We start from the raw sequence: 21,797 nt of genomic DNA on the forward strand, positions 1-21,797 counted from the left end.
CGGGAGCGGCGGCTTTCTAGCCGCCGAACTCCAGAATAACGATCCACCGTGGCGGGACCGGAGAAGCGCCAGTTGGACATGATGCCACCGGCCGTTTCCCGTCTTCGGTCCGGAATCTCCCACAAGGTGAGTTCAAGTGTACCCACGCAAGCAATCCATTCGAGATCTGGAACTGTCGGAAAGAACGCTCTTCCTCCGAGTCGACTACAACGTTCCGATCCAGGCAGGACGGGTCGTCGACGACACCCGTGTCCGGGCCTCGATTCCCAGCATCAGGGTCGCCGTCGAAAAGGGCGCGAGAGTGGTGTTGGCGTCCCACCTGGGCCGGCCCGGGGGCAAGCGCGACCCGTCCCTGTCTCTGGAACCGGTCTCCGGCAGTCTCTCGTCGCTGTTGGGAAGTCCGGTTCGATTCGTCGGGGACTGCCTGGGCCCGCCGGTCCGGCGGGCCGTGAATTCCCTCGGACCGGGGGAAATCCTGCTGCTGGAAAACCTGAGATTCCATTCCGCGGAGGTGGAGAACGACGCTGATTTCGCGGCCCGGCTGGCGGCTCCCGCGGAGGAGTACGTCAACGACGCGTTCGGGACCGCACATCGATCCCATGCCTCGACCGTGGGCGTCCCCACCTTCCTGGGACGCGGAGCCGCTGGCCTCCTGATGGAAAAGGAGCTCCGTCACCTGGACCGGGTCCTCTCGGACCCCCGCCCTCCGGTGGTGGCCATACTGGGCGGCGCCAAGGTGTCGGGCAAGATCGGCGTGATCGAAAACTTCCTGTCCTTGGCGGATACGATCCTGATGGGAGGAGGCATGGCCTTTACCTTCCTGAAGGCTCTCGGAGTCGACGTGGGACGGTCGCTGGTGGAGGAATCCTGTCTGGAGACGGCCCGGAAGGCGCTCCGGGAAGCCAAGAAGTCCGGGACTCGCCTGGTGCTTCCCGAGGATGTCGTGGTCGCCCGGAAGTGCGCTGCTGGAGAGGAGACCTGGACGGTCCCGGTGGACTCTCTCCCGCCTGACAAGATGGGGTTGGATATCGGACCCGGAACCCGGCGGCGTTTCCACCAGGAGATCGAAAAGGCGGAAACCGTCATCTGGAACGGGCCGCTCGGTGTATTCGAAGTGGAGGAGTTCGCCGCCGGCACGCTGGGGGTGGCCCGGTCGGTGGGGGCTTCCCGGGCCTTTTCCGTCGTCGGCGGCGGCGACTCGGCGGCCGCCGTCGTCCGGGCCGGAGTCCGGGATGCCATCGATCACGTGTCCACCGGCGGGGGAGCGTCCCTGGACTACCTGGCCGGAAAGACCCTACCTGGGGTTGCGGTCCTGTCGGGCAGCGGTTGAACCCCTGGGAACCTGCATTCAGTGGAGGGATCAAGGTGAGTCATCAGAGAAAACCCATCATTGCGGCAAACTGGAAGATGTTCAAAACCGTCTCCGAAGCCAGGGAGACGGCCGCGCGGCTGAAGGCCCTCCTGGACGGCGGTCCTGCGCTGCAGTCTCGCGAAGTGTTGGTGTGCCCGGCCTTCACCGCGTTGGCGGCCGTCCATGAGGCCCTCTCCGGGTCCGGAATCCAAGTGGGGGGACAGAACCTCCATTGGGAGGACGAAGGCGCCTTTACCGGCGAGATTTCGGCCGGGATGCTCCTGGATTGCGGTTGCAGGTATGTCCTGCTGGGACACTCGGAAAGGCGCCAGTATTTCTCCGAAACGGAGGAGACCGTCTCCCGCAAGCTCAGGGCCGTTCTCTCCACGCCTCTGATCCCGATTCTGTGTGTCGGCGAGTCTCTGTCCCAACGGGAGTCCGGCCGGGCGGAAGAAGTGATCCAGGCGCAGCTTTCGGGAGCGCTGGCCGGGGTGGAGGCCTCGCGTCTGGGCGGCTTGGTGGTGGCCTACGAGCCGGTCTGGGCCATCGGCACCGGCATGACGGCGACTCCGGACATCGCCGACCAGGTGCATGGCATGATCCGGGAATGGCTGGCCCGGCGCTGTTCGGCGGACATGGCGGCCGCGGCCAGGATCCTCTACGGCGGAAGCGTCAAACCGGCCAACGCAGGAGAGCTGATGAGCCGGGAGAACATCGACGGGGCTCTGGTCGGCGGCGCCAGTCTCGACGCCGGGTCTTTCTTACGGATTGTCGAGTTCAAATGAGTATAATGGGCCCACGGCCCGTTTTTCGGAGACCGAAAAAGACCGGAGTTCGCGGATTTTGGAATTGGCCGCCCGGCTTGGCGTCGGAGGCGGCCTGTGGAGGCATCGATAGATCAAAATGACCCTCTTGACGATACTTCACCTGCTTGCCTGCATCGTTTTGATTCTCGTCGTTCTCCTGCAGTCGGGAAAGGCGGGAGACTTGGCGTCCGCCTTCGGCGGGACCACCAGCCAGACGGCGTTCGGCGCCCGGTCGGCGGCGACGCTTCTCACCAAGGGGACCACTTTGTGTGCCGTGATCTTCATGGTGACCTCTTTGGGATTGGCGATTCTCTTCACCCAGGGGACCGAGTCAACGGTGATGGAGGACGTGCCCGTAACGGGAGCAACTCCGGAATCCGCGGTTCCCGAGTCGCAAACGCCTTCGGAAACCCCACCGGCCGAGGCCGCGCCGGAGGGCCAGCAATAGATTCGTGCCGGAGTGGTGGAACTTGGCAGACACACCATCTTGAGGGGGTGGCGCTCGAAACGAGTGTGCGGGTTCGAATCCCGCCTCCGGCACCATGCTACTTGAAAGCGTTCTCAAGGAAAGCCCCGACCCTGGACGCCTGCGCGGCAGGAGCTAGTCTCCTGCGAGAGCGCAGACTCCTGGACTCCTGCCGGCGACTCTCTCGTAGCCGGGTTGGGTTCTTGCCACCTGTCCCGGCGCTGGGCGGGTATTTCGACTGGGAACGGGACAACCAGTACTTCGCCCCTTGAATCCGGGTCCGGCATCGTTGACCGGGTCGGGATCGGTGGAACCACGGGAAGACGCCGCACCATGAAGACGGTCCGCCAATTGCTCCACTCCAAGGGATACGACGTCTGGTCCGTGAGCCCCGGCACGTCTGTTCTGGAGGCTCTCAAGCTCATGGCCGAAAAGAACATCGGAGCGCTTCTGGTGCTGGAGTCGGGGCGTCTCGTGGGTATTTTCTCGGAGCGGGACTACGCCAGGAAGGTGATCCTCAAGGGAAAGGCCTCCCACAGTACGCGGGTCCGGGAAATCATGAGCCGAAAGGTGGTCTATGTCCGGCCCGAGCAGGGCATGGAGGATTGCATGGGGCTCATGACCCAAAAGCGGATCCGGCATCTTCCGGTGATGGAGGGGGGAGAACTGGTGGGGATGATCTCCATCGGCGACGTCGTCAAGTCCATCATCTCCGAGCAGGAGTTCACCATCAGGCAGTTGGAGCAATACATCTCCGGCGGGCCCGCCGATTGACCCGGACCAGGAGTCGTTCCCTTGGAAGTGGCGTGGAAGGAGCGGATCCGGCAGCGTTTGTTGCGGATTCCGCCGCACCGGAATCCAGTCGCCTCCAAAGCTCAGGCAGCCGTCCTCATGGGTCTTCTGGATCGCGGGGGCGAACCCTGTTTCCTTCTGACCAAGCGGACCCAGGAAGTCGCGACCCACAAGGGGCAGATCTGTTTTCCGGGAGGTGTGGAGGAGTGCGGTGATCGCTCCCTCTGGCAGACGGCTCTGAGGGAGACCGGCGAGGAGGTGGGGATCGAGCCGGAGTACGTGGAGCTCCTCGGCCGGTTTCACGACTATCACGCCGTGACCGACATCCATGTCGCCTGTTACGTGGGCTATCTGAAACCGGGGCTCTCCCTGACTCCGAGTCCCTCGGAAGTGGATCGGGTCCTTCAGGTGCCCTACGCATTTTTCCGCGACACCCGTCCCTTGGTGGAGACGCGGCATCGCGGCGGCCGTCCGTTTCCCGTCTACTTCTACGATTACCAGGGCGATTCCGTCTGGGGCCTGACGGCCCGCATGATCAAGGATTTTCTGGATGCGATGGGAGACTGGTAGGAGCGACCCTGGTGGTGTCCCTCGTGACGGTCTCCCAGGCGGACGGTGCCGCAGGAATCCAAGGTCGATTCCAGACGCGCACCGGTCAGGCAACCGGCGCCGGGCGATGCCGGGCTTTGAGCCGGTTCGCCAAGTGGTCGATGATCAACCTCACCTGAACCACGCCTTGCCGGATCAGAAACGTGGAATTCGTCCCGTAGCTCTTGTTGCCCACGATGAAGAAGTCGGGCTCCGGATTCTTCAGGAGGTCGAGATCGGGGGAGGCCTGATCGCCGCAATCGCCGGATCCTCCCAGGAGGCTGGCCGCAAGTTTTATGGGCCCCGAGGTGGCGTAGCACTCGTGGACTTGAAGTTGCCGGTAGATGGAGTTGTCCGGCTCGAATCCCACGTGTGCGATGATCTCGTCCACCTCGATCTCCCGCCGTCTGCGGCCTCCGTTCCGAGTTGCATCAACCACGACCCGGAAGGGACCCTGCGGGGACCAGGACAGGATCTCGTCCACCATGGAGCCTCCCAGGTACGACAACCAGGAGGGCGGGCGTCGGGCCAGAGAATTGGCCAGGGCGGCGATCCGGTCCCGGTAGGGAAAGGGATCGTCCGGGTAACGCTCGTAAGGAACGGTGTCGACCGAGCAGTTGACCCAGTAAACGCGGGTGCGGGGCGCCGTCTCGGTCAGCTCGCGGAGGGCTTCCAAGGTCGTCGCCGCCGAATAACCGCCTCCCACCAGAAGCACCCGCCGCCCGGCGAACATGGAACGCCGGTTTCCATTCAAGTCCACCAGGTGCCGGTGAAAATGTTCGGGTGCAGCCTGTTGCGCCTCGGACTCGCCGGGTGCGGCGATGTTGCCGTTGCCCATGAATTGGGGACGGGAATAGACGCCGGAGGCGTCGACGACGGACCGGGACCTGTGGATCCAGCTCTGTCCTGCTTGTTCAACCAGCAATCTGAAGGGGTGATGCGAACGCTCCGGCTTGCCCAGGAGGTCGTGCTTGCCCAGCCCCTGCCGGCCCACCGACCGGACCACGATCCCCTCCAGGACGCGGCCCGAGAGTTGAGGAATCCGGGACAACGGCTTGAGGTAGGTCTCGACCATTTCCGAGCCGGTCGGGTAGCTGTCGGGATGAGGCAGGGGACGCTTCGGAAAGGCGGCCTTGATCAACTCCAGGCCCCAATCCGAGTGGTTCATCCGGAAGGGACTGAACAGCCGGACGTGACCCCATTGGGAGAGGTGGTGCCCCACCTGCCCTTTCTCGAAGACGACGACGTTCAGACCGGCCAGGACTGCCCGGCTCGCCGCCTCCAAGCCGATGGGACCGGCGCCGATGATGGCGAGATCGCTGGTCGTGGGCGACCGTCTCTCCTCAACTCTGTTCTCTGCGGGTCTATTTGAAGCCGTAGGCACCGAAAAGCTCGTAGCTCTTGGGAATCCGCCCCAAAAAGAAAGCCGTGGCGACCAGATACCGGCTTTTGTCCGTCGCCGAAGAGGCCTGGTAGCAATCTGAAGCCGCCTTGACCAGAAGGATGTCATCTCCGCCGCAGACGTGCCCGTCGTTCTTGACCGCCAAGTCCATCAGAGTCGCCGCCAGGCCGGCGCCGTTCCCGGAATTCCGGTCCAGAATGACCTGGGCCGCCGTGGCGGACGCGTACGGGTCCGAATGGCTGACCACGCTGCGCAGGACCTGGGTAGCGTCTTCGGGAAGGAGATGACCGGGAAGCTGGTCCAGATCGCGATTCTGTCCGCCCTCGGAACTCTTCGCCGACGCCTGGTGGATCAGGGCGGCTCCCAACAACAAGGCAAAGGTCCGGCGGTGGGGCTCCACCAGATTGGACCAGTCTCGCAACAGGTATACGAAGTTCAAGGCGCGGGCCGGATCCGGCCAATGACCGGTCCGCGAGTTGGCCACGGCCTGAGCCGCGGTCATCAGCAGCAGGTCCCGGATGACATCCACACCTGCGCCGGATCGACTCAGAAGCGCCACGGCGTCGAGCGCCTCGCCGGTCGATTCTCCGAAGAGGCAGCTCTGTTCGAAACGGGAGCGAAGTTCCTCGGAAACGGTCCCGTTGTTCTTCAGGGCCGCAGTCAGGGGATTGGCCTGCCAGTACTCCCGGACCTGGGCCGAAAGCTGTTTCTCACGGGGTCCGGCCACCAGGAAATGAAGGGCAGGGAAGAGGATTGCTTCCAGGTTCTTCCACCGGAGCGATTGAGCCAGCTTCCAGGCCTGGTGCAGGTAGAGAAATTTGAACCCTCCATGAGCCGTATCGGCCAGGGCGTAGGACAGTCCCTGGGTCCGGAAATAGTCCCGGTCCGAGGGGTTGGCCAGAAATCCCTTGGCCCATGCCAGCGAAGCGGGCACGTCGGCCGACTCGGCGGCTTGGGTGAAGTGGTGCCAGCGCTTTTGCAGGCTCTCCTGGTTTTGGGCGCTGATCTTGTCCAGGTTCCATGGAGTCCGCTTCCGCTCCCTCGCGGCGCTCCAGGTCTGCTGAACATAGGGGCGCCACCCGGTTTCCTCGGGCAGAACGGTCTGGGCCTCGGTGGCCGCCATGATTCCGAAGAAGCCGCGGGGAACCGAATCGCCGTAGTAGCTCTCATACAAGCGGGTGGGAAGGTAGCCCGCCACCGCTTCCACGAAATCGGCGGGAGCCGGGTAATGGGTCTGAGCCTCCTTCATGCAGCCCGAAAACTCCTTCGGGCTCGACGCTTCCAGGAGGCGTTCCATGATATCGGTCATCGTCGAATCACTCCTTCGAGGGAAAAATGGACGAGTCGGAAACTCGCTCCCGGCACCTTCATGGCCGCACCAAAGCCCGGATCCGCGCCTCGAAACGGGCAGTTTCATGATACGAAATCGGACCGTCCATCACAACTTGTCCGGCTCTCCGGAGGGCGTCGGCCGGGTGCTTCCGAGGGCCTTCCGGGTTGTTGCGAAAGTGGACCGTAAGGTAGAATTTCGCCCATGTCCGGGGTCAGAAAGACGGTTCAGGTCATGGTGGGGGACGTCGCCGTCGGCGGCGATGCGCCCATCGTGGTCCAGTCCATGACCAATACGGATACCGCCGACGTGGGGGCCACGGTCCGTCAAATCCGGGAACTGGCCGGCGCCGGATCCGAGATTGTCCGGATCACGGTCAACAGCAACGCAGCAGCCCGGTCCGTCGGCGAAATCGTACGCCGGTTGAGAGGAGAGGGGAACGATGCGCCCATCGTGGGAGACTTCCACTACAACGGCCACCTGCTTCTCAGCCGCCATCCCGACTGCGCCCGTTCCCTGAGCAAGTTCCGGATCAATCCCGGCAACGTGGGAAAGGGCCGCTATCGCGACCAGAACTTCCGGCGGCTGATTCAGTTGGCGCTGGAATATGACAAGCCGGTTCGCATCGGAGTCAACTGGGGCTCGTTGGACCAGGACCTGCTGTCGCGGCTGATGGAGGTCAACGCGGCCCGGGCCGCGCCCAGGGGCGCCGGCGAGGTGCTCGAGGAGGCCATCGTGGCCAGTGCCCTTGAGTCCGCGGAACTGGCCCGGGAGTACGGCCTTCCCAAAAACCGCATCATTCTGAGCGCCAAGGTGTCCTCGGCACCCGAGCTGATTCGGATCTACCGGGTCCTGGGACGCTCCGGTGACTATCCTCTGCATCTGGGGCTGACTGAAGCGGGCATGGGAAGTCGCGGGATCGTGGCCAGTTCGGCAGCTCTGGGTGTCCTGTTGCACGATGGAATCGGGGAGACCATCCGGGTGAGTCTGACCCCATTGCCCGGAGCCAGCAGAGCCGAAGAGGTTCGTGTGGCCCAACAGATTCTCCAATCCCTCAACCTCCGCAGCTTCAGCCCCCAGGTCAGCGCCTGTCCCGGTTGCGGGCGAACGACCAGCAGCTTCTTCCAGGAATTGGCGGAACAAATCGAACGGCACCTTCGTCTTAGGATGGTGGACTGGAAGAAACTCTATCCGGGCGTCGAGGAACTCAAGGTGGCGGTCATGGGTTGCATCGTCAACGGCCCCGGGGAGTCCAAGCATGCGGACATCGGCATTTCCCTTCCGGGGAGCGGCGAAGAGCCGAAGGCGCCCGTCTACGTGGACGGACGGCAATTCACGACCCTGCGGGGAGATGGGATCTCCGACCGGTTCATTCGGATATTGGAAGATTATGTGACGGACCGGTACGGCGAGTCTCGAGAAGTGTCGAGGAGCGCCGGGCTGGGTCCGACCTAGCGTCTCGAGCCGGGAGCCGCCACCGGCGGTTCCTGAATATTCTTCATTTCCAGAGAGATTTTCCAGGAGATTGGACGCAGATGATCGAGGTGGAACATCTGACCAAACGATACGGGCTGCTGGCGGCCATCGAAGACGTGAGCTTCCAGGTTCACCAGGGAGAGATCCTCGGGTTTCTGGGCCCCAACGGAGCCGGAAAGACCACCACCATGAGGATCCTGGCCGGCTTCTTCCCCGCCACGCAGGGACGGGCCGTGGTGGCCGGGTACGACGTCTTCGAGCATCCGTTGGAGGCCAAGAGCCGTGTGGGATACCTGCCCGAGAGCCCACCCCTGTACACCGAAATGACGGTGGACAGCTACCTTCGATTCGTGGCCACCATCAAGGGAGTGACCAGTTCGGAAACGCGCGACCGAATGGAGATCGTCAAGGACCGGTGCGGACTGTCGGGTCAGGGCGAACGCTTGATCAAGCACCTGTCCAAGGGTTTCCGGCAACGGGTCGGATTGGCCCAGGCCCTGATCCACGACCCGGACGTCCTGATTCTGGACGAACCGACCATCGGTCTGGACCCCAGGCAGATCATCGAATTCCGGGAGCTCATCGGCAGTCTCCGGGGTGAGCACACCATCATCCTCTCCACTCACATCCTGCCCGAAGTGAGCATGACCTGCGACCGGGTCATCATCATCAGCCGCGGACGCATCGTGGCCGTCGATTCTCCCCAGAACCTGACCAGCCAGGTGCAGGGCGGGGAACAGATCGACCTGACGGTGGGCGGCGACACCGGCCGCGTTGAGGAATTGCTGAACGCCCTCCCCCACGTGCGGCGAGTGGCGGTCGAAGAACCGCAGAACGGCCTTTCGTCCGTGCTGGTGGAGGCGGACGGCCAGACCGAGATCCGCCACGCGGTGGCCCGCCAGGTGATCCGGAATGGACTCGATCTCTATGAGTTGAAGGTCCGTTCCGTCAGCCTTGAGGATGTCTTCGTGGAGTTGACCACCGAGGAAGAAACGGCGGAGAGCGCCCTCCGGGAAGGGGACGATCCGGATCGGGAGGGGGAGGCGCCATCGTGAGGAACTATTTCGCCATTGTCAGCAAGGAACTGTACGGATTCTTCGTCAGTCCCATCGCCTATGCCGTTCTGGGCGTCTTCTTCGCGGTTTCGGGCTACTTCTTCTTCGGAATCACCACCTCCTTCATCGAGAGGGTCCAGCAGATGGGATTGCAATCCCAGCAGTTCGGGTCCGCACCGCCTCCGGTGGATGTGTTCTCGGTCATCATGAACAGCTTCTTCAGCATCATCAGCACCATATTTCTTTTCCTCATGCCCCTGATCACCATGGGCGTCTTCGCGGAAGAAAAGAAGCGGGGCACCGTGGAGCTGCTTTTCACCTCGCCCCTGACCCACCTGCAACTGATTCTGGGCAAGTTCACGGCGGTCATGGTCTTCCTCCTGGTGATGCTGGTTCCCACCATCCTCAACATGTGCCTCCTTTATTTCTACAGCGATCCGCTGCCGGCCTTGACTCCCGTTCTCAACGGATTTCTGGGAGCCTTCCTGCTGGGCGGTTCGCTCCTGAGCCTGGGAATCTTCGCGTCCTCACTGACCGAGAGCCAGATCGTGGCAGGGATTCTCTCCTTCGGTTTCTTCCTCATCCTTTGGGTGGTGGATTGGATGGCCGGCACCGGATCGACGCTGGGCAACGAAGTCTTGCGCTACCTCTCCATCATGAACCACTACGAAGACTTCACCAGGGGAGTCCTGGACACCAGCCACGTGTTCTTCTATCTGTCGCTGATCTTCATGGGACTCTTTCTGACTTCGGTTTCCCTGAACTCCCCGAAATGGAGGTCCTGAAGTGCTCAAGAAACTGATTCAGCCCCTGGTCTCGGTTTTCGGCACCTCCGAGACCCTGATCTACGCCGGCGCGGGAGGCCTGATCGGCGGCTACTTCTACTATTCCGTCAACAATCTCTGGGACTGGAAGGCCCAGGCGGCGATCTACGGTGGCGCCGGCCTGCTGATTCTCTGGGGCGTCCTGAACCTGGGTCAGCTTCGGTCAGGCTTGACCTCCCGCCGGGGTCGCCACGGCGCCGCCGCGGGCGCTTCCACGGTGCTGGTGGTCGCCATCGTGTGCCTGTTGAGTTTCCTCAATCTGCGACACAACCGGAGAATCGACTTGACGGAGAATCAGCTCTTCTCCCTTTCCAGCCAGAGCCGGAAGGTGGTCGAAGCCCTGGAAGGAGAGATCCAGGTGGTGGGTTTTTTCCAGGACGAGATCCAGTCCGGAGCCTTCGAGGAGTTGATGCAGCAGTACCGCTACGTCTCCACCCGGGTCAACTACGAAGTGGTGGACCCGCAGAAAGAGCCGGGCCGCGTGGCCCAGTTCGACGTGGAACGCTTTGGCCAGATCGCCGTGGCCGCCGGAGCCAGGACCGAGATCGTGGATGATTTTGACGAAGCCAAGATCACCAACGCCATCATCAAGGTGACACGCGAGGGACAGAAGATCGTCTACTTCCTGACGGGTCACGGAGAGCGGAGCCTGGAGGAATCGGGCCCTGAAGGGTTGTCCCAGGTCAAGGAGGCGATCGAGAGGCAGAACTACGTGGTCCGGAGCTACAACCTGGCGCAGGAGAATGATCTGCCCGAAGATCCCGCCGTTCTCATCTCCGCCGGTCCCACGGTGAGCTTTCTCCCCAATGAGGTCGGGCTCTTGAAGGAATACCTGGAGGGCGGAGGGAAACTGCTTCTGATGCTGGACCCCCGGACCCGGTTCTCCATGGACGGCCTTTTGGGGGAGTACGGATTGGGCGTGGACGGGAACGTGGTGATCGACGCCAGTGGAGTCGGTCAGCTCTTCGGCCTGGGGGTGGCCGCGCCTATCGTCTCCAGTTACGAAACGCACGCGATCACGGATGAATTGCGCGGTGTCATGACCTTTTTCCCCATGGCTCAGAGCGTGAAGACGACCGACAGCCCGCTGGGGTACAGCTCGTCGAAGCTCTTCTCCACGTCTGCCAGAAGTTGGGGAGAAACGGACCTGGAGGGCAACGAAGCGGCATTCGATGAGGGCAAGGACATCCAGGGGCCCCTGGCTCTGGCGGCCGTGGCGGTGAAGACCGTTCAGACCGGTGGCGAACCGGAAGGAGAGGAGTCGTCCCACCACGCAGAGGGTGGAGACCAGGACAGCGCCGGAGAGGCGTCTCCTGAACCGGATCCTCACGCCGGTGGGGAGGATGGCGGCGAGAGTGATGCCGAATCCCGCGAGTCGCGCATCGTCCTGGTGGGCGATTCCGATTTCGCCACCAATGCCTACTCCACCACGTCCGCCAACGGCGATTTCCTGCGGATGACCGTCAGTTGGCTGGCGGAGGACACGGACCTGGTGGCGGTCCAGTCCAGGGATCCGGAGAACCGCAGAGTCAATCTGACCCGGAGAGAATCGACTCTGATGTTCTGGGCCACCGTCATCCTCATGCCGCTGGTGACCCTGGTGTTCGGCATGGCGGTGTGGCTCAGGCGGAAGTAAGGCTCGGCGGCACCTGAGCCGGGCCCCGGTGGACTCCCGGGAGCGGCTCCGGGGACGGGGCCGGCTCCCGAGCGGTTTCCGGACGATGACCATGAAAAAGATCGGCGTCCTCTTTGTTGCATTCCTGGCCCTGGTCCTCTGGGTCTATTTCTACGAGATCGAAGGCGAGAAGACGCGGCAAGCGGCCAAGGAGCGGGAGGAGAGCCTGCTCCGTCTGGAACAGGACCAGATCAGTTCGGTCAGGATGGACCGTCCCGGTCAAGATTCGATTCTCCTGGAGAGGATCGGCGAGGGCTGGGCCCTCAAGGCGCCGCTGGAGGGGCCCGCCGACAAGACCAGCGTCGACTCTCTGGTTCGCGACCTGGGGACGGCACGCATCGACCGGACGTTCGAGGAGGTGGGCGCGGGACCCGAGGAGTACGGACTGGCCGAACCCCGTCTCAAACTCACGGTCGGGGCGGATGACGAGAGCAGAGTACTGAGCGTGGGCAGCGACGACTTCACGGGAAGCAAAGTCTATGTCCAGGTCCAGGGCGATTCGCAGGTTCACGTGGTGTCGGATCGTCTCTTCACCACGGCGGACAAGAAGTTGATGGATTGGCGCGACAAGAAAGTGATCTCCATGGAGCGGGACAAGGTCGCGGTCGTCGAGATCTATCGCGCTTCGGAGAAGCTGCGGCTCAAGAAGGAGAACGGCAAGTGGATGCTGGAATCGCCTCTCCAGGAGGCGGCCGACCAGAGCGCCGTGACGGGTCTCCTGTCGTCGCTGGAATTCGCCGAGGCGAAGCAGTTCGTCGCCGAGGAGAGCGATGAATTGGGCCGGTACGGGCTGGAGAAGCCGCAACTCAGGGTCCGTTTCCAGCAGGAGGGTCAGGATCAGTGGGAGACCCTGGAGCTGGGAAACGAGTTCGAGGAGGCCGAGGATCAGTATCTGGCGCGCAATCCCTCCCGGTCTCCCGTCTTCAGCATCGGCAGGGAGGTCCGGGACAAGCTGGTCCAGGAGCTGTGGGAATTTCGTGACAAGGACGTCGTCGACGTGGACCAGGATGATGTCGCCACCGTTGTGGTGATGGTCGGGGACCAGGAGATCCATGCCCGCCGCGAAGATTACAAGTGGATCCTGGAAAAGCCGGAGGAACAAAAAGGCAAGGAGGCGCTGGCCTACAAGTTCTGGTATCCCATGGATGACATCAAGTTCGAGTCCATCGACGCCGGTTCCGTCGAGGCGGGGACGGACCTTCCCGCGCCTCAGGTCCGGGTGCGGATCGAATTGAAAGACGGGTCCGTCCGGAACTTCCAGTTTGCCCGACAGGGGAAACGCCATGTGGCTCGAAAGATGGAATCGGGCCGCACCGGCGCCATTTCCGAGGAAGCGTTCCAAAAGATCCAGTTCAAGGTGGACGAGATCGTTTGAACCCGGGATGGCCGGGCTCACCGCGGCGCGTTCAAACCCGCCATTCCCGGCAGGCCTGACCGGATTGCCGCCCCAATTGCCATGAACGTCGGCATCACGTGCTACCCGACCTACGGCGGCAGCGGCATCGTGGCGACCGAGTTGTCGCAGTGCTTGGCCCAGAGGGGTCACCGGGTTCACATCATCAGCTCGTCCATGCCCAGCCGGCTGCTGGAGTTGGGGGAACGCATCTTCTTCCACGAAGTGGAAGCCATGGCCTACCCCCTCTTCGAGTATGTTCCCTACGACTTGGCCCTGGCCACCAAGATGGTGGAGGTGATCAAGCGGGAGAATCTTGACCTGTTGCACGTCCACTACGCGATTCCCCACGCCATCAGCGGCTACCTGGCCCGGGAGATGATCCATCCCCGCTGGGTTCCGGTGATCACGACCCTCCACGGCACCGACATCACGCTGGTGGGCCGGGACCATTCCTATCTGTCCGTCACCCAGTTTGGACTCCGCCAGAGCGACGGGGTCACGGCGGTGAGTCATTTCCTCAAGGAGGCGACTCTGCGGGAGTTCTGCAGCGAGTGCGATATCCGCGTGATTCCCAACTTCGTGGACGTGGACCGCATGCAGCGGCGCTTTTCGCCCGAGGTTCACCGGCGTTTCGCCCCCCGCGGCGAGAAGATCCTGGTCCACCTGTCCAATTTCCGGCCGGTCAAGCGGGTGGACGACGTGGTCCGGATCTTTCACCGGGTACGTCAGCAGATCCCGGCCGTCCTGCTCATGATCGGCGACGGGGTCGAGCGTTCCAACGCCCAGTATCTGGCCAGCGAGTTGGGGATCGGTGATTCGGTCTTCTTCGTCGGCATGGTGGACGCCATCGAAAACTACCTTTCGGTCTGCGACCTTATGCTGCTGCCCAGCGAGACAGAGAGCTTCGGCCTGGCGGCGCTGGAGGCCATGGCCTGCGGAGTTCCGGTGGTGGCCACGCGCGTGGGCGGGGTCCCGGAGTTGATCCGGGAAGACGAGACCGGCCTGCTCCACCCGGTGGGTGATGTGGCCGGCATGGCTCAGGCCGCCTTGAGCCTGCTTGCGGAGGATCGGCTGGGGCAACTCAGAATCAATTGCCGGAAGCGTGCCCAGCGCTATTCGGCGCAACATGTCGCGCCCCTCTATGAGGCCTACTACCGGGAGACCATCGAAAAAGGCGTTCGGCCGGTTCGAAGGCGCGGGAATAGCGGCACGGTTTGAGCCACCCGGTGACGGGCGCGAGATCTAGTAAAGGTCCTGTGGTTTTTGCCCGGAAGCGCTACCCTGACCGCGATCACCAGTAGCATAAGTAGTAGTATTTTAGGTAGCATAGACGGGATGAAACTCAGCATCAGCCTCGGCGAAGAAGAAGTCGGCTTTCTCGACGACTATGCCCGCTCTCAAGGCATCAAGTCTCGGTCCGCAGTGGTTCGGGCAGCGCTGCACCTTTTGCGTACGACGGATCTCGCTCGCGACTACGCGGCCGCGTGGGATGAATGGGATTACGGAGACGACGCCGACGCATGGGACCGTTCAACCACTGACGGACTGAAACCTTGAACCGGTTGCAACAGGTGCGTCGGGGTGACATCTGGACAGTAGATTTCAGCATCCCGGCGGGCGCTGAGGCAGCATATCGCCGCCCGGCAGTGATCGTGAGCAACAATGGTGCCAACCAGAGTGCCACCGGATTGGGACGTGGAGTCGTTACCGTGGTTCCGGTGACTGGCAGCGTGCGGAAGGTGTACCCGTTCCAAGTCCGCCTCCATGCCCGCTCCTGTGGCCTGAGTCGTGATTCGAAGGCCCAGGCCGAGCAGGTTCGTGCCGTCGCAATCGAACGGCTCCAGGCTCGGATCGGCCGAGTACCATTGCGGACCATGGATGAGATCGACGATGCTCTCCGTCTGCATCTGGATCTGTAACGGCAAGGATTGGCGCTCGGCTGGGAAATCCGGAGCTTATCCCGCCATGGTGTAGTCAGGATTTCCTAATGCCGGGCCAGCAGGCTGCAGATCTGGTCGATGCCGCGGCGGGCGTTCCAGTGACCGAAGCGGTGGTCGTTGACCAGGATGGAAAAGGCCAACAATTCCGAGGATCGGGATTGGACGTAGCCGCCCAGGGTGATGGCGTTGGAAAGGGTCCCGGTCTTGGCGAAGACGCGGTTGGCAGCGGATGTCCCCCCCATCCGCCCGCTCAGCGTGCCGTTTCTGCCGGCAACGGGCAGACTCCCCAGGAAGAAGGGGAAGAAGGACTTTCCCGCCACGTGCCGAAGTAACAGCGACTGCGCCCGGGGTGTGATCAGGTTCTGCTCCGAGAGCCCGGATCCGTCCTGAAGGTCGGTGAGGCGCAACGGTACCCCCGCTTCACGAAGCAACTCGTAAACCACCTCGAGTCCGCCCGAATCGCTTCCGCGGCCCTTGACGACGGCGCCCAGGGTCCGGAGCAGGATCTCGGCGTAGAGATTGTGACTCTCCCTATTGACCCGAAAGATGACCTGGATCAGAGGCGGGGACTCGTGGACGTAAATGATCTGCGTTTCCACGCCGTCTGCCGGCGCGGTGTGACGCGAGCGGACCGAGCCTGCGAGCCGAATGCCTCGCTTGCGAAGACGGTCCCTCAAGAGTGTTGCCGTGTACAGGGCGGGATCCTCCATCGTGATCCGGCGAGTCCAGCCCGGACTGCTGACGGGGATCTGGCCGCTGATGACCGCCTTGTGGTTTCCCAGGGACCGGAAGAGGTATCCGGTGGCTTGCGGACCATCCGCGACGGTGGTGCCCATGTTGACCAATTGGAAAAGGGAGTTGGAGGGGTAGCTGGCAAGACGGATGGGCTGTCCGGTCCGTCTGCCGGGACGGGCCACCAGGTTCAGGAGGTTGTCGTAGAAGGAGAGGGCGGAGACTCGAGGGGCGTAGTGGTACTCCAGGTCCTTCTTGTTCCATCCTCGTCCGTGGGGCGCATAGGAGAAGAAGGAGTCGTCGCCGATCACGTCCCCTTGGATCAGGCGGATGCCTGCCCGTTCCACCTCCCGGGCCATGGTGTCCAGGTGCTGGAATATGGACCCGGAGCCCAGCTTGTTGGCCAAGCCGGGATCTCCTCCCCCGATCAGGACCAGGTCTCCGGTCAGAACCCCGTTCTCCTGGAGTTGCCCCTCGTAGCCGAGGCGGGTTTCGAATCGGAAGTTGGGTCCCAGACGGTCCAGGACCGCAGCCGTCGTGAACACCTTCATGTTGCTGGCCGGAATGAAGTATTTCAGGGGATTCCGGGAATAGAGAACGGCTCCTCCGTCGACGTAGCGCACATCGACTCCCCATGAGGCGCGGCGGTACCGCTTGCTGTCCAGCAGAGCGTCGATCTTCCGTGCCAAGTCGGGATCGGGCCGGCGGGTTTCGTCAGCGACCTCCGGCTGAGAAGACGGGGCGGCCGCAGATGGATCGGGATTTGCTTCAACTGCGGCGGGCGGGGTCCCGGGGGATGGCGTCCGTACCGAGCCGGTCTGCAACCAGAAGGCGAGACTGGTGGAGGTCGCCGCCACGAGTCCCAGGACTCCCGCCTGGTAGAGGCGGCTTCGCCGGCGGTACCGGCTGGCGAGGCATGCGCCAAATCGCGAACAATAGGCCAGCAGCGTTCTGATCACTCCTGGTGCGTCCTCCCGGCCCTCCAGCGGCCCCCGGTTCAACTGACGACGTGCCCCATCCGGCTCCATCGGGTCCGGGTCACGAAAAAGACGATCCTCTCCAGGTACAGGCCGAGCATCTCGGGGATCGAGCTCTTCAGATAGGCATCCGACGCGTCCTCGTAAGACCAGAAGACCACCAGGGGCCGGCCCACGATATGGCTTCGGGGCAGAAAACCAAAGTAGCGGCTGTCGGCGCTGTCGTCGCGGTTGTCCCCCATGACGAAATAGTTGCCGTCCGGAATTTTGATGGTGGCCGTATTGTTCCGGCGGTTGCCCCGATGGGGATCGCGCGGATAGTTCCGTCCATCGTCGAGGGCGGAATCGCGATGCACCTTGTAGGGCTCCTCCAACGCTGATCCGTTGATGTAGACCGTTCCCCCGCGAATCTCCAACTCCTCACCGGGCAACCCGATGGCTCGTTTCACGTAGAGAGTGTCCGGGTTGTTGGGGAATTTGAAGACGACGATGTCTCCCCGCCTGATCTCGCGCTCGGGGGCCAGCGGAAGACCCGGGTAGTAACCGTTGCGAAAACTGAACTTGTCGATCAGCAACCGGTCTCCCACCAGAATCGTCGGTTCCATGGAAGGCGTCGGAACCGTCATCGGGTGAACCACGAAGGTGGTGACGAAAAGCGCGAAGATGGTGCAGACGACGGTGGTGACGAAGTACTCCCGCAGGGTGCTCTCCTGCTTGGCGGAAGTTTCTTGAGGCTCGTTCTCTTTCATCCTGCCTCGGCCCCGAATGGGTCACGGCCAGTCATGCCAAAGGTCTCTCCCGATTCAACCACGGTCATGCGGCCGGAAATCGCACCCTCGGCAAGTCCCGAAAAACGCCGCCGAGTATACCAGCCGATGGTGATGGCCGCACGGGATCCAACCGGCTCCGGGACCCGGACGGCAGCGTTATCCGATCTTCCAGTAAGTCGGCGCCGGGTGACGCGCGGCCGCGCAATAATTTGTGACCCGCGTCCGGTCCGGGCAGAGCCGGAGCAATTCGTCCGGCCTTCTCCCCGTAATCGGGTCTTTGAAGCAGGGCAGAATCTCGTTCAAGGGGACCAGGACGAACCTGCGGTTCCGGAATCGAGGATGGGGGATCTGCAGGTCCCGCCGGCGGACGATCTCCCGGCCGAAAAAGAGAATGTCGATGTCGATGTTGCGCGGTCCCATGGCGATGTTGCGCGACCGGCCCAGCGAGGACTCGACCTCCAGGCAGGTGGCCAGCAGGGATGCGGGGGCTTGGCGGGTCTCGACCTGGCAAACCAGGTTCAGAAAAAGGCCTTGGTCCACACCTCCCACGGGTTCGGTCTCGTACACCGAAGAGCAGAGAACCGGTTCCACTCCCCGTTCGTCCAAACGGTTCAAAGCGCGAGCCAGGTAGAGTTCCCGGCGGCCCAGATTGGACCCGAGTGAAAGCAGGATGGCAGCCTCGGTGGGAGAAATCGTCAGAAGACGCTCCGGGGCTGTTTGATGGTGCCAATGGTTCCGATTCCCTTGAGGTAAAAGGAAAACCGGATCTGGTTCTCCTGGCGCACTCCGACGTTGAACCCCACGAAATCAAGCGAGATCCCGCAACAGTCCCAAAAATAGTTGAGGCGGGTGCGGTAGTTCAGGAATCGGGCGGAGTGGACGTCGTAGCTGAGGGTGCTCGACAGGGACGCGCCTCGTCCCAGGTGTCCCAACGCGATCTGTCCCTGGACCTGGTTGGTCTGAATCGTGCCCGGCTCCAGCTCCCGGGTCACGAAGTAGGCGGTGCCCAGAAGGAATCGCTCGCTGTGGACGAAACCCATGACAGCGACGTTGCGGACGCGGTGGAAATCGGGGTCGTAATCCGTGCGGACATCGAAATTGACGCGGGGTTCCGGCGTGACGCGCGCCACTGCCGTGATGGGAGAAAAACCTCTTCGCAGACCCCCGAAGGGAAAGCCGGTGAGGGAGTGGAACGAGAGAAACTGGTTCACGGCGCCGGCTTGGAAAGCACCGCCGAAGTCGGGGTCCAGAAAGTGCTTCTGGACCAGCTTGAGGGCCAGCAATTCGTGCGTCTGGGACCCGTGGGGGGTCCGGCGTTTGACGAAGAAGCGGTTGAAGAGTCCGTATTCCACTTCGTTGGTATCGGTGATGGATTCCAGATGGTCGAAACGGAGAAGCCGATCGAACCGATCGATGCCGGTCCGGTACTGGTATCGGAATGTGGGCTCGATCAGGTGCTTCATGCGCCCGCCCTGCGCAGGGTCGCCGTAGATCCGCGAGAGGCCCCATCCCTTCAGGTCCACCGTCAATTCGGCATAGCGGCGCGAGAAGCTCTCTTCGTTGAACACGTCCCGTGAGTCGCCATCGCCTGTCTCGGCCAGACTGTTCCCGTAGAAGGTCTCCCGAAAGGCCAGTCTCGGAGTCAGCCGGAGGCCCTGGGCCAGTGGAAGGGATGCGTAGATCTGAGGAAAGAAGTCCAGGCGCTGGGTCAGGCCCGAGGTCTCCAGCAGCGAATCGCGCCGCGTCAATCCCTCCGCCGACGTGTCCAGATCCAGGTATACCGGAATGTCCCGAAGTTTGTGGCCGCTCAATCGGAACTGGGCGCCCGGTGCGCTCTGGACGACGACGTTTCCCTCCGGAAAGAAGGTCTCTTCCCGGGAGAACGAGACGTTGAGGCTCCTCGATCCCTGGTTCCTGGTCATAAAGAGGGTAGAGCTTTCCGTGGGCCGGGTGGCGGTGAAGAAGTTGTCCGAGAACACCTGCCGAAAGGTGAAATTGGAGACGAAGTTGAAATCGGCCACCGCCCGGTAGCCGTTTCCGAACCGGGTTTCGCCCTGGCCATTGAGGCTGGCGCCTCCCTGTTCCATGCTGTCTTTGATCAGGTACCCATCCAACTCCAGAGAGCTGGTCTGGTTGGGCCGGGTCCGAAGGGCGAAGCCATGTCCGAAGCCACGCTTGGAGTAGTAGTCCTCATGGAAGATGATGTCGGTGCTCCGGCCCAGGACCAGATAGATCGACTGGCTCAACCGCCGGCCCTTGTTGTCGGAGGAGCCGGTGCTGGGAAGCAGGAATCCGCTGGAACGTTCCTTCTTCTCCGTGGGAATCGACATGAAGGGGAAGTAGAAGACCGGGATGTTCTTGATCTTGAAGAAGGTGTGGTGAATTCGAGCCCTCTCGCCGCTCGTGATGGTCCCCTTTTTGACGGTGAAGCTCCACTTGGGGACGGCTTCCTCACAAGCGGTCAGAAAACCGTTTCGCGCTTCATAGCTGTCGGGACCGGTCTTGTGCAGGGTCTCTGCCTGGACCAGGATGTTCCTGTCGGTCGAGCCCTCCACTTGCCTTAGAATCCCCGTTTGGGTTTCCAGGTTCAGCTCTCCGTCGGAACCCTTGAGCCGCAGGTCCCCCCGTTTCACCTCGAAACTCTCCAGGATCAGGAGCTGGCCGGTCCGGGAATCGTAGGTCATCCTCCCGGCTTCGATGGTGCCGTCCTGATGGGTGACGACCACCTGCCCTTCGGCAACCCAGAGATCCTTCGATTCCCGGGCGAGCCGGTCGGCCTCGATGGTGACGGGTCCGTGCTCGGACACCAGTTCGACCCTTGCCCGGTCCCGGGATTGGCCCATGGCGGGGAGGGCCAGCAGCAGTAGAATCCCAACGGCAGACACGGGTCAAAGATAGTAGCAGAATTGCTCGGAAGCCCGTTTCGTCGGCCTGCCGACTCCGTTGCCTCCTGGAGTGGTGACTAAGAACTGCGGCGTCGGTGATCGTATCGATGTCATCTTGACGGTGTCCTTTGACGTTATGTACCAAAGTTGGTACTCTCCAATGTGGCTCAGGGGTTCAAACGGTTGCCCGCATATTTTTACCGGACCGACGGCGGTCGAGAGCCAGTTCGCGAGTGGCTCCGGAGCCTTCACCCAGTTGATCGGAAGATCATCGGCGAGGACATCAAAGATGTCGAGTACTCTTTTCCGATCGGTATTTCGCTCGTGCGCTCGCTGGGTCGCGGCCTCTGGGAAGTCCGTAGCAATCTGACCGGTGGCAAGATAGGACGGGTGATCTTCTGCATTGAAGAGAGCCGAATGGTGCTGCTGAACGGATTTATCAAGAAGAGCCGGAAGACACCGCGTAGGGAAATCGATTTGGCGCTCAGACGCAAACAGGGAAAGGAACGATGAAGAAGAATATTGGAAGCTCATTTGACAGCTGGCTGTGCGAGGAAGGCATCCGGGAGGAAGTCACAGCCGTGGCCATCAAGCGTGTACTAGTTCGCCAACTGGAGGCCGCGATGCGTGATGGCGGTCTATCGAAGGCTGAGATGGCGCGTCGGATGAAGACAAGCCGGTCACAACTTGATCGCCTGCTCAACCCCGAGAACGATTCCGTTACTCTAGCGACTCTGCAGAAAGCGGCCAGGGCTGTCCGCCGTGAAGTGCGATTTGAGCTTGTCTGACGGCTCGTAGTTTGAACGGCTGGGGCAGGTGTCCTGCCCCTGATGCCGACTGGCGGCAAGGTCTCTTTTGTCAACGCTTAACGGCAATCTCTGACTGGGCTGACCACTTGGCGCCAGCCTGGAACGGCCCCGCGGCGGTGTGCTAACCTTTCCCCAATATGGCAGTGAAGAAGAGTCCGGGGAGTCGGGAGAAATGGCCCTCTTACAGCATGGTCGAGCGCCGGATGCGGAAGATCTACTTCAAGTTCTACCAGGAGACCTACAAGTCTTCGCCCATCGACCGCAAGCAGAAGGAGCTGATCGCCATCGCCGCGTCCCTGGGATTCAATTGCGAGGGTTGCCTCGACGGACATCTCCGAAAGGCCCTCAAGTACGGCGCCACCCGGGAGGAGATCAGCGAGACCATCTCCATTGCCATGGGGGTCGCCGCCGCCTCCGTGGTCGACCAGACGGACCACGCCGCGGAGCGCTTGCAACTGAAGCACTTCGACTAGTACCCCATAACATGTAATTGTTCGTATATTATAGTAGGAGGCTGGAGAAC

The 21,797-nt window shown here is 62.2% G+C and carries 22 protein-coding genes and 1 tRNA gene; 17 read left to right on the forward strand and 6 right to left on the reverse strand.

Features of this window, described 5'->3' with window-relative positions; all coding sequences use genetic code 11:
- The first annotated feature begins 136 nt into the window (after positions 1-136).
- The 6 genes from OXT71_05890 (at position 137) to OXT71_05915 (ending at position 3,985) form a co-directional block, all read left to right on the forward strand.
- Positions 137-1,330 carry a phosphoglycerate kinase gene (locus OXT71_05890; protein MDE2925914.1) on the forward strand — a complete coding sequence of 398 codons (1,194 nt, stop codon included), beginning with the start codon at positions 137-139 and terminating at the stop codon, positions 1,328-1,330.
- Positions 1,331-1,407: 77 nt separating this feature from the next.
- On the forward strand, positions 1,408-2,136 hold the full coding sequence (gene tpiA, locus OXT71_05895; GenBank protein MDE2925915.1) for a triose-phosphate isomerase: 729 nt from the start codon (positions 1,408-1,410) through the stop codon (positions 2,134-2,136).
- Between the two features lie 118 nt (positions 2,137-2,254).
- On the forward strand, positions 2,255-2,605 hold the full coding sequence (gene secG, locus OXT71_05900) for a preprotein translocase subunit SecG (GenBank protein MDE2925916.1): 351 nt from the start codon (positions 2,255-2,257) through the stop codon (positions 2,603-2,605).
- A 6-nt stretch (positions 2,606-2,611) separates the two neighbouring features.
- Positions 2,612-2,700 (forward strand) — tRNA-Leu (locus tag OXT71_05905).
- Positions 2,701-2,956: 256 nt separating this feature from the next.
- Positions 2,957-3,397: a CBS domain-containing protein gene (locus OXT71_05910; protein MDE2925917.1), complete on the forward strand. Its 441-nt coding sequence runs from the start codon at positions 2,957-2,959 to the stop codon at positions 3,395-3,397.
- A 27-nt stretch (positions 3,398-3,424) separates the two neighbouring features.
- Entirely contained in the window at positions 3,425-3,985 is a 561-nt protein-coding gene (locus OXT71_05915; GenBank protein MDE2925918.1) for a CoA pyrophosphatase, read from the forward strand.
- Between the two features lie 85 nt (positions 3,986-4,070).
- Here the strand turns inward: OXT71_05915 and OXT71_05920 are convergent, their stop codons facing one another.
- Both OXT71_05920 and OXT71_05925 read right to left on the reverse strand, forming a co-directional pair.
- Entirely contained in the window at positions 4,071-5,387 is a 1,317-nt protein-coding gene (locus OXT71_05920) for an NAD(P)-binding domain-containing protein (GenBank protein ID MDE2925919.1), read from the reverse strand.
- Positions 5,368-6,714 (reverse strand): hypothetical protein, encoded by a 1,347-nt coding sequence (locus OXT71_05925; protein ID MDE2925920.1) that lies wholly within the window; start codon positions 6,712-6,714, stop codon positions 5,368-5,370. Before OXT71_05925 ends, OXT71_05920 begins: the two co-directional genes overlap by 20 nt.
- Positions 6,715-6,939: 225 nt before the next feature.
- On the opposite strand from OXT71_05925, the gene ispG reads away from it, so the two are divergent.
- From ispG to OXT71_05965, 8 genes are all read left to right on the forward strand, one after another.
- Positions 6,940-8,190, forward strand: a complete 1,251-nt coding sequence (gene ispG / locus OXT71_05930; GenBank protein MDE2925921.1) for a flavodoxin-dependent (E)-4-hydroxy-3-methylbut-2-enyl-diphosphate synthase — start codon at positions 6,940-6,942, stop codon at positions 8,188-8,190.
- 80 nt (positions 8,191-8,270) lie between these two features.
- Entirely contained in the window at positions 8,271-9,266 is a 996-nt protein-coding gene (locus tag OXT71_05935) for an ATP-binding cassette domain-containing protein (protein MDE2925922.1), read from the forward strand.
- Positions 9,263-10,051, forward strand: coding sequence for an ABC transporter permease (locus OXT71_05940; GenBank protein ID MDE2925923.1), 789 nt, complete (start codon positions 9,263-9,265; stop codon positions 10,049-10,051). The genes OXT71_05935 and OXT71_05940 overlap by 4 nt, the downstream gene beginning before the upstream one ends.
- A gap of 1 nt (position 10,052) precedes the next feature.
- Positions 10,053-11,726, forward strand: a complete 1,674-nt coding sequence (locus OXT71_05945; GenBank protein MDE2925924.1) for a Gldg family protein — start codon at positions 10,053-10,055, stop codon at positions 11,724-11,726.
- Positions 11,727-11,817: 91 nt separating this feature from the next.
- The gene (locus OXT71_05950; protein MDE2925925.1) at positions 11,818-13,140 is read left to right on the forward strand and encodes a DUF4340 domain-containing protein; all 1,323 of its coding nucleotides are present in this window, start codon (positions 11,818-11,820) and stop codon (positions 13,138-13,140) included.
- Positions 13,141-13,221: 81 nt separating this feature from the next.
- On the forward strand, positions 13,222-14,379 hold the full coding sequence (gene bshA / locus OXT71_05955; protein MDE2925926.1) for an N-acetyl-alpha-D-glucosaminyl L-malate synthase BshA: 1,158 nt from the start codon (positions 13,222-13,224) through the stop codon (positions 14,377-14,379).
- Positions 14,380-14,496: 117 nt separating this feature from the next.
- Complete coding sequence (locus tag OXT71_05960) at positions 14,497-14,718, forward strand: ribbon-helix-helix domain-containing protein (GenBank protein ID MDE2925927.1); 222 nt, start codon at positions 14,497-14,499, stop codon at positions 14,716-14,718.
- A 14-nt stretch (positions 14,719-14,732) separates the two neighbouring features.
- A complete protein-coding gene (locus tag OXT71_05965) occupies positions 14,733-15,080 on the forward strand; it encodes a type II toxin-antitoxin system PemK/MazF family toxin (protein ID MDE2925928.1) in 348 nt (115 codons plus the stop codon).
- Between the two features lie 65 nt (positions 15,081-15,145).
- Here OXT71_05965 and dacB read toward each other — a convergent pair whose 3' ends face one another.
- The 4 genes from dacB to lptD form a co-directional block, all read right to left on the reverse strand.
- Positions 15,146-16,792 carry a D-alanyl-D-alanine carboxypeptidase/D-alanyl-D-alanine-endopeptidase gene (dacB, locus tag OXT71_05970; GenBank protein MDE2925929.1) on the reverse strand — a complete coding sequence of 549 codons (1,647 nt, stop codon included), beginning with the start codon at positions 16,790-16,792 and terminating at the stop codon, positions 15,146-15,148.
- A 38-nt stretch (positions 16,793-16,830) separates the two neighbouring features.
- Positions 16,831-17,559 (reverse strand): signal peptidase I, encoded by a 729-nt coding sequence (lepB, locus tag OXT71_05975; protein ID MDE2925930.1) that lies wholly within the window; start codon positions 17,557-17,559, stop codon positions 16,831-16,833.
- Positions 17,560-17,736: 177 nt separating this feature from the next.
- Positions 17,737-18,249, reverse strand: coding sequence for a 2-amino-4-hydroxy-6-hydroxymethyldihydropteridine diphosphokinase (gene folK, locus OXT71_05980; protein MDE2925931.1), 513 nt, complete (start codon positions 18,247-18,249; stop codon positions 17,737-17,739).
- A 26-nt stretch (positions 18,250-18,275) separates the two neighbouring features.
- Complete coding sequence (gene lptD, locus OXT71_05985) at positions 18,276-20,465, reverse strand: LPS assembly protein LptD (GenBank protein ID MDE2925932.1); 2,190 nt, start codon at positions 20,463-20,465, stop codon at positions 18,276-18,278.
- A 183-nt stretch (positions 20,466-20,648) separates the two neighbouring features.
- Here lptD and OXT71_05990 point away from each other — a divergent pair, with 183 nt between their 5' ends.
- The 3 genes from OXT71_05990 (at position 20,649) to OXT71_06000 (ending at position 21,747) form a co-directional block, all read left to right on the forward strand.
- Positions 20,649-20,978 carry a type II toxin-antitoxin system RelE/ParE family toxin gene (locus tag OXT71_05990; protein ID MDE2925933.1) on the forward strand — a complete coding sequence of 110 codons (330 nt, stop codon included), beginning with the start codon at positions 20,649-20,651 and terminating at the stop codon, positions 20,976-20,978.
- Positions 20,975-21,253 carry a helix-turn-helix transcriptional regulator gene (locus OXT71_05995; protein ID MDE2925934.1) on the forward strand — a complete coding sequence of 93 codons (279 nt, stop codon included), beginning with the start codon at positions 20,975-20,977 and terminating at the stop codon, positions 21,251-21,253. Before OXT71_05990 ends, OXT71_05995 begins: the two co-directional genes overlap by 4 nt.
- Positions 21,254-21,477: 224 nt before the next feature.
- A complete protein-coding gene (locus OXT71_06000; GenBank protein MDE2925935.1) occupies positions 21,478-21,747 on the forward strand; it encodes a carboxymuconolactone decarboxylase family protein in 270 nt (89 codons plus the stop codon).
- Positions 21,748-21,797: the final 50 nt, after the last annotated feature.

Source organism: Acidobacteriota bacterium, assembly GCA_028874215.1.
In the GTDB taxonomy this organism is placed as follows: domain Bacteria; phylum Acidobacteriota; class UBA6911; order RPQK01; family JAJDTT01; genus JAJDTT01.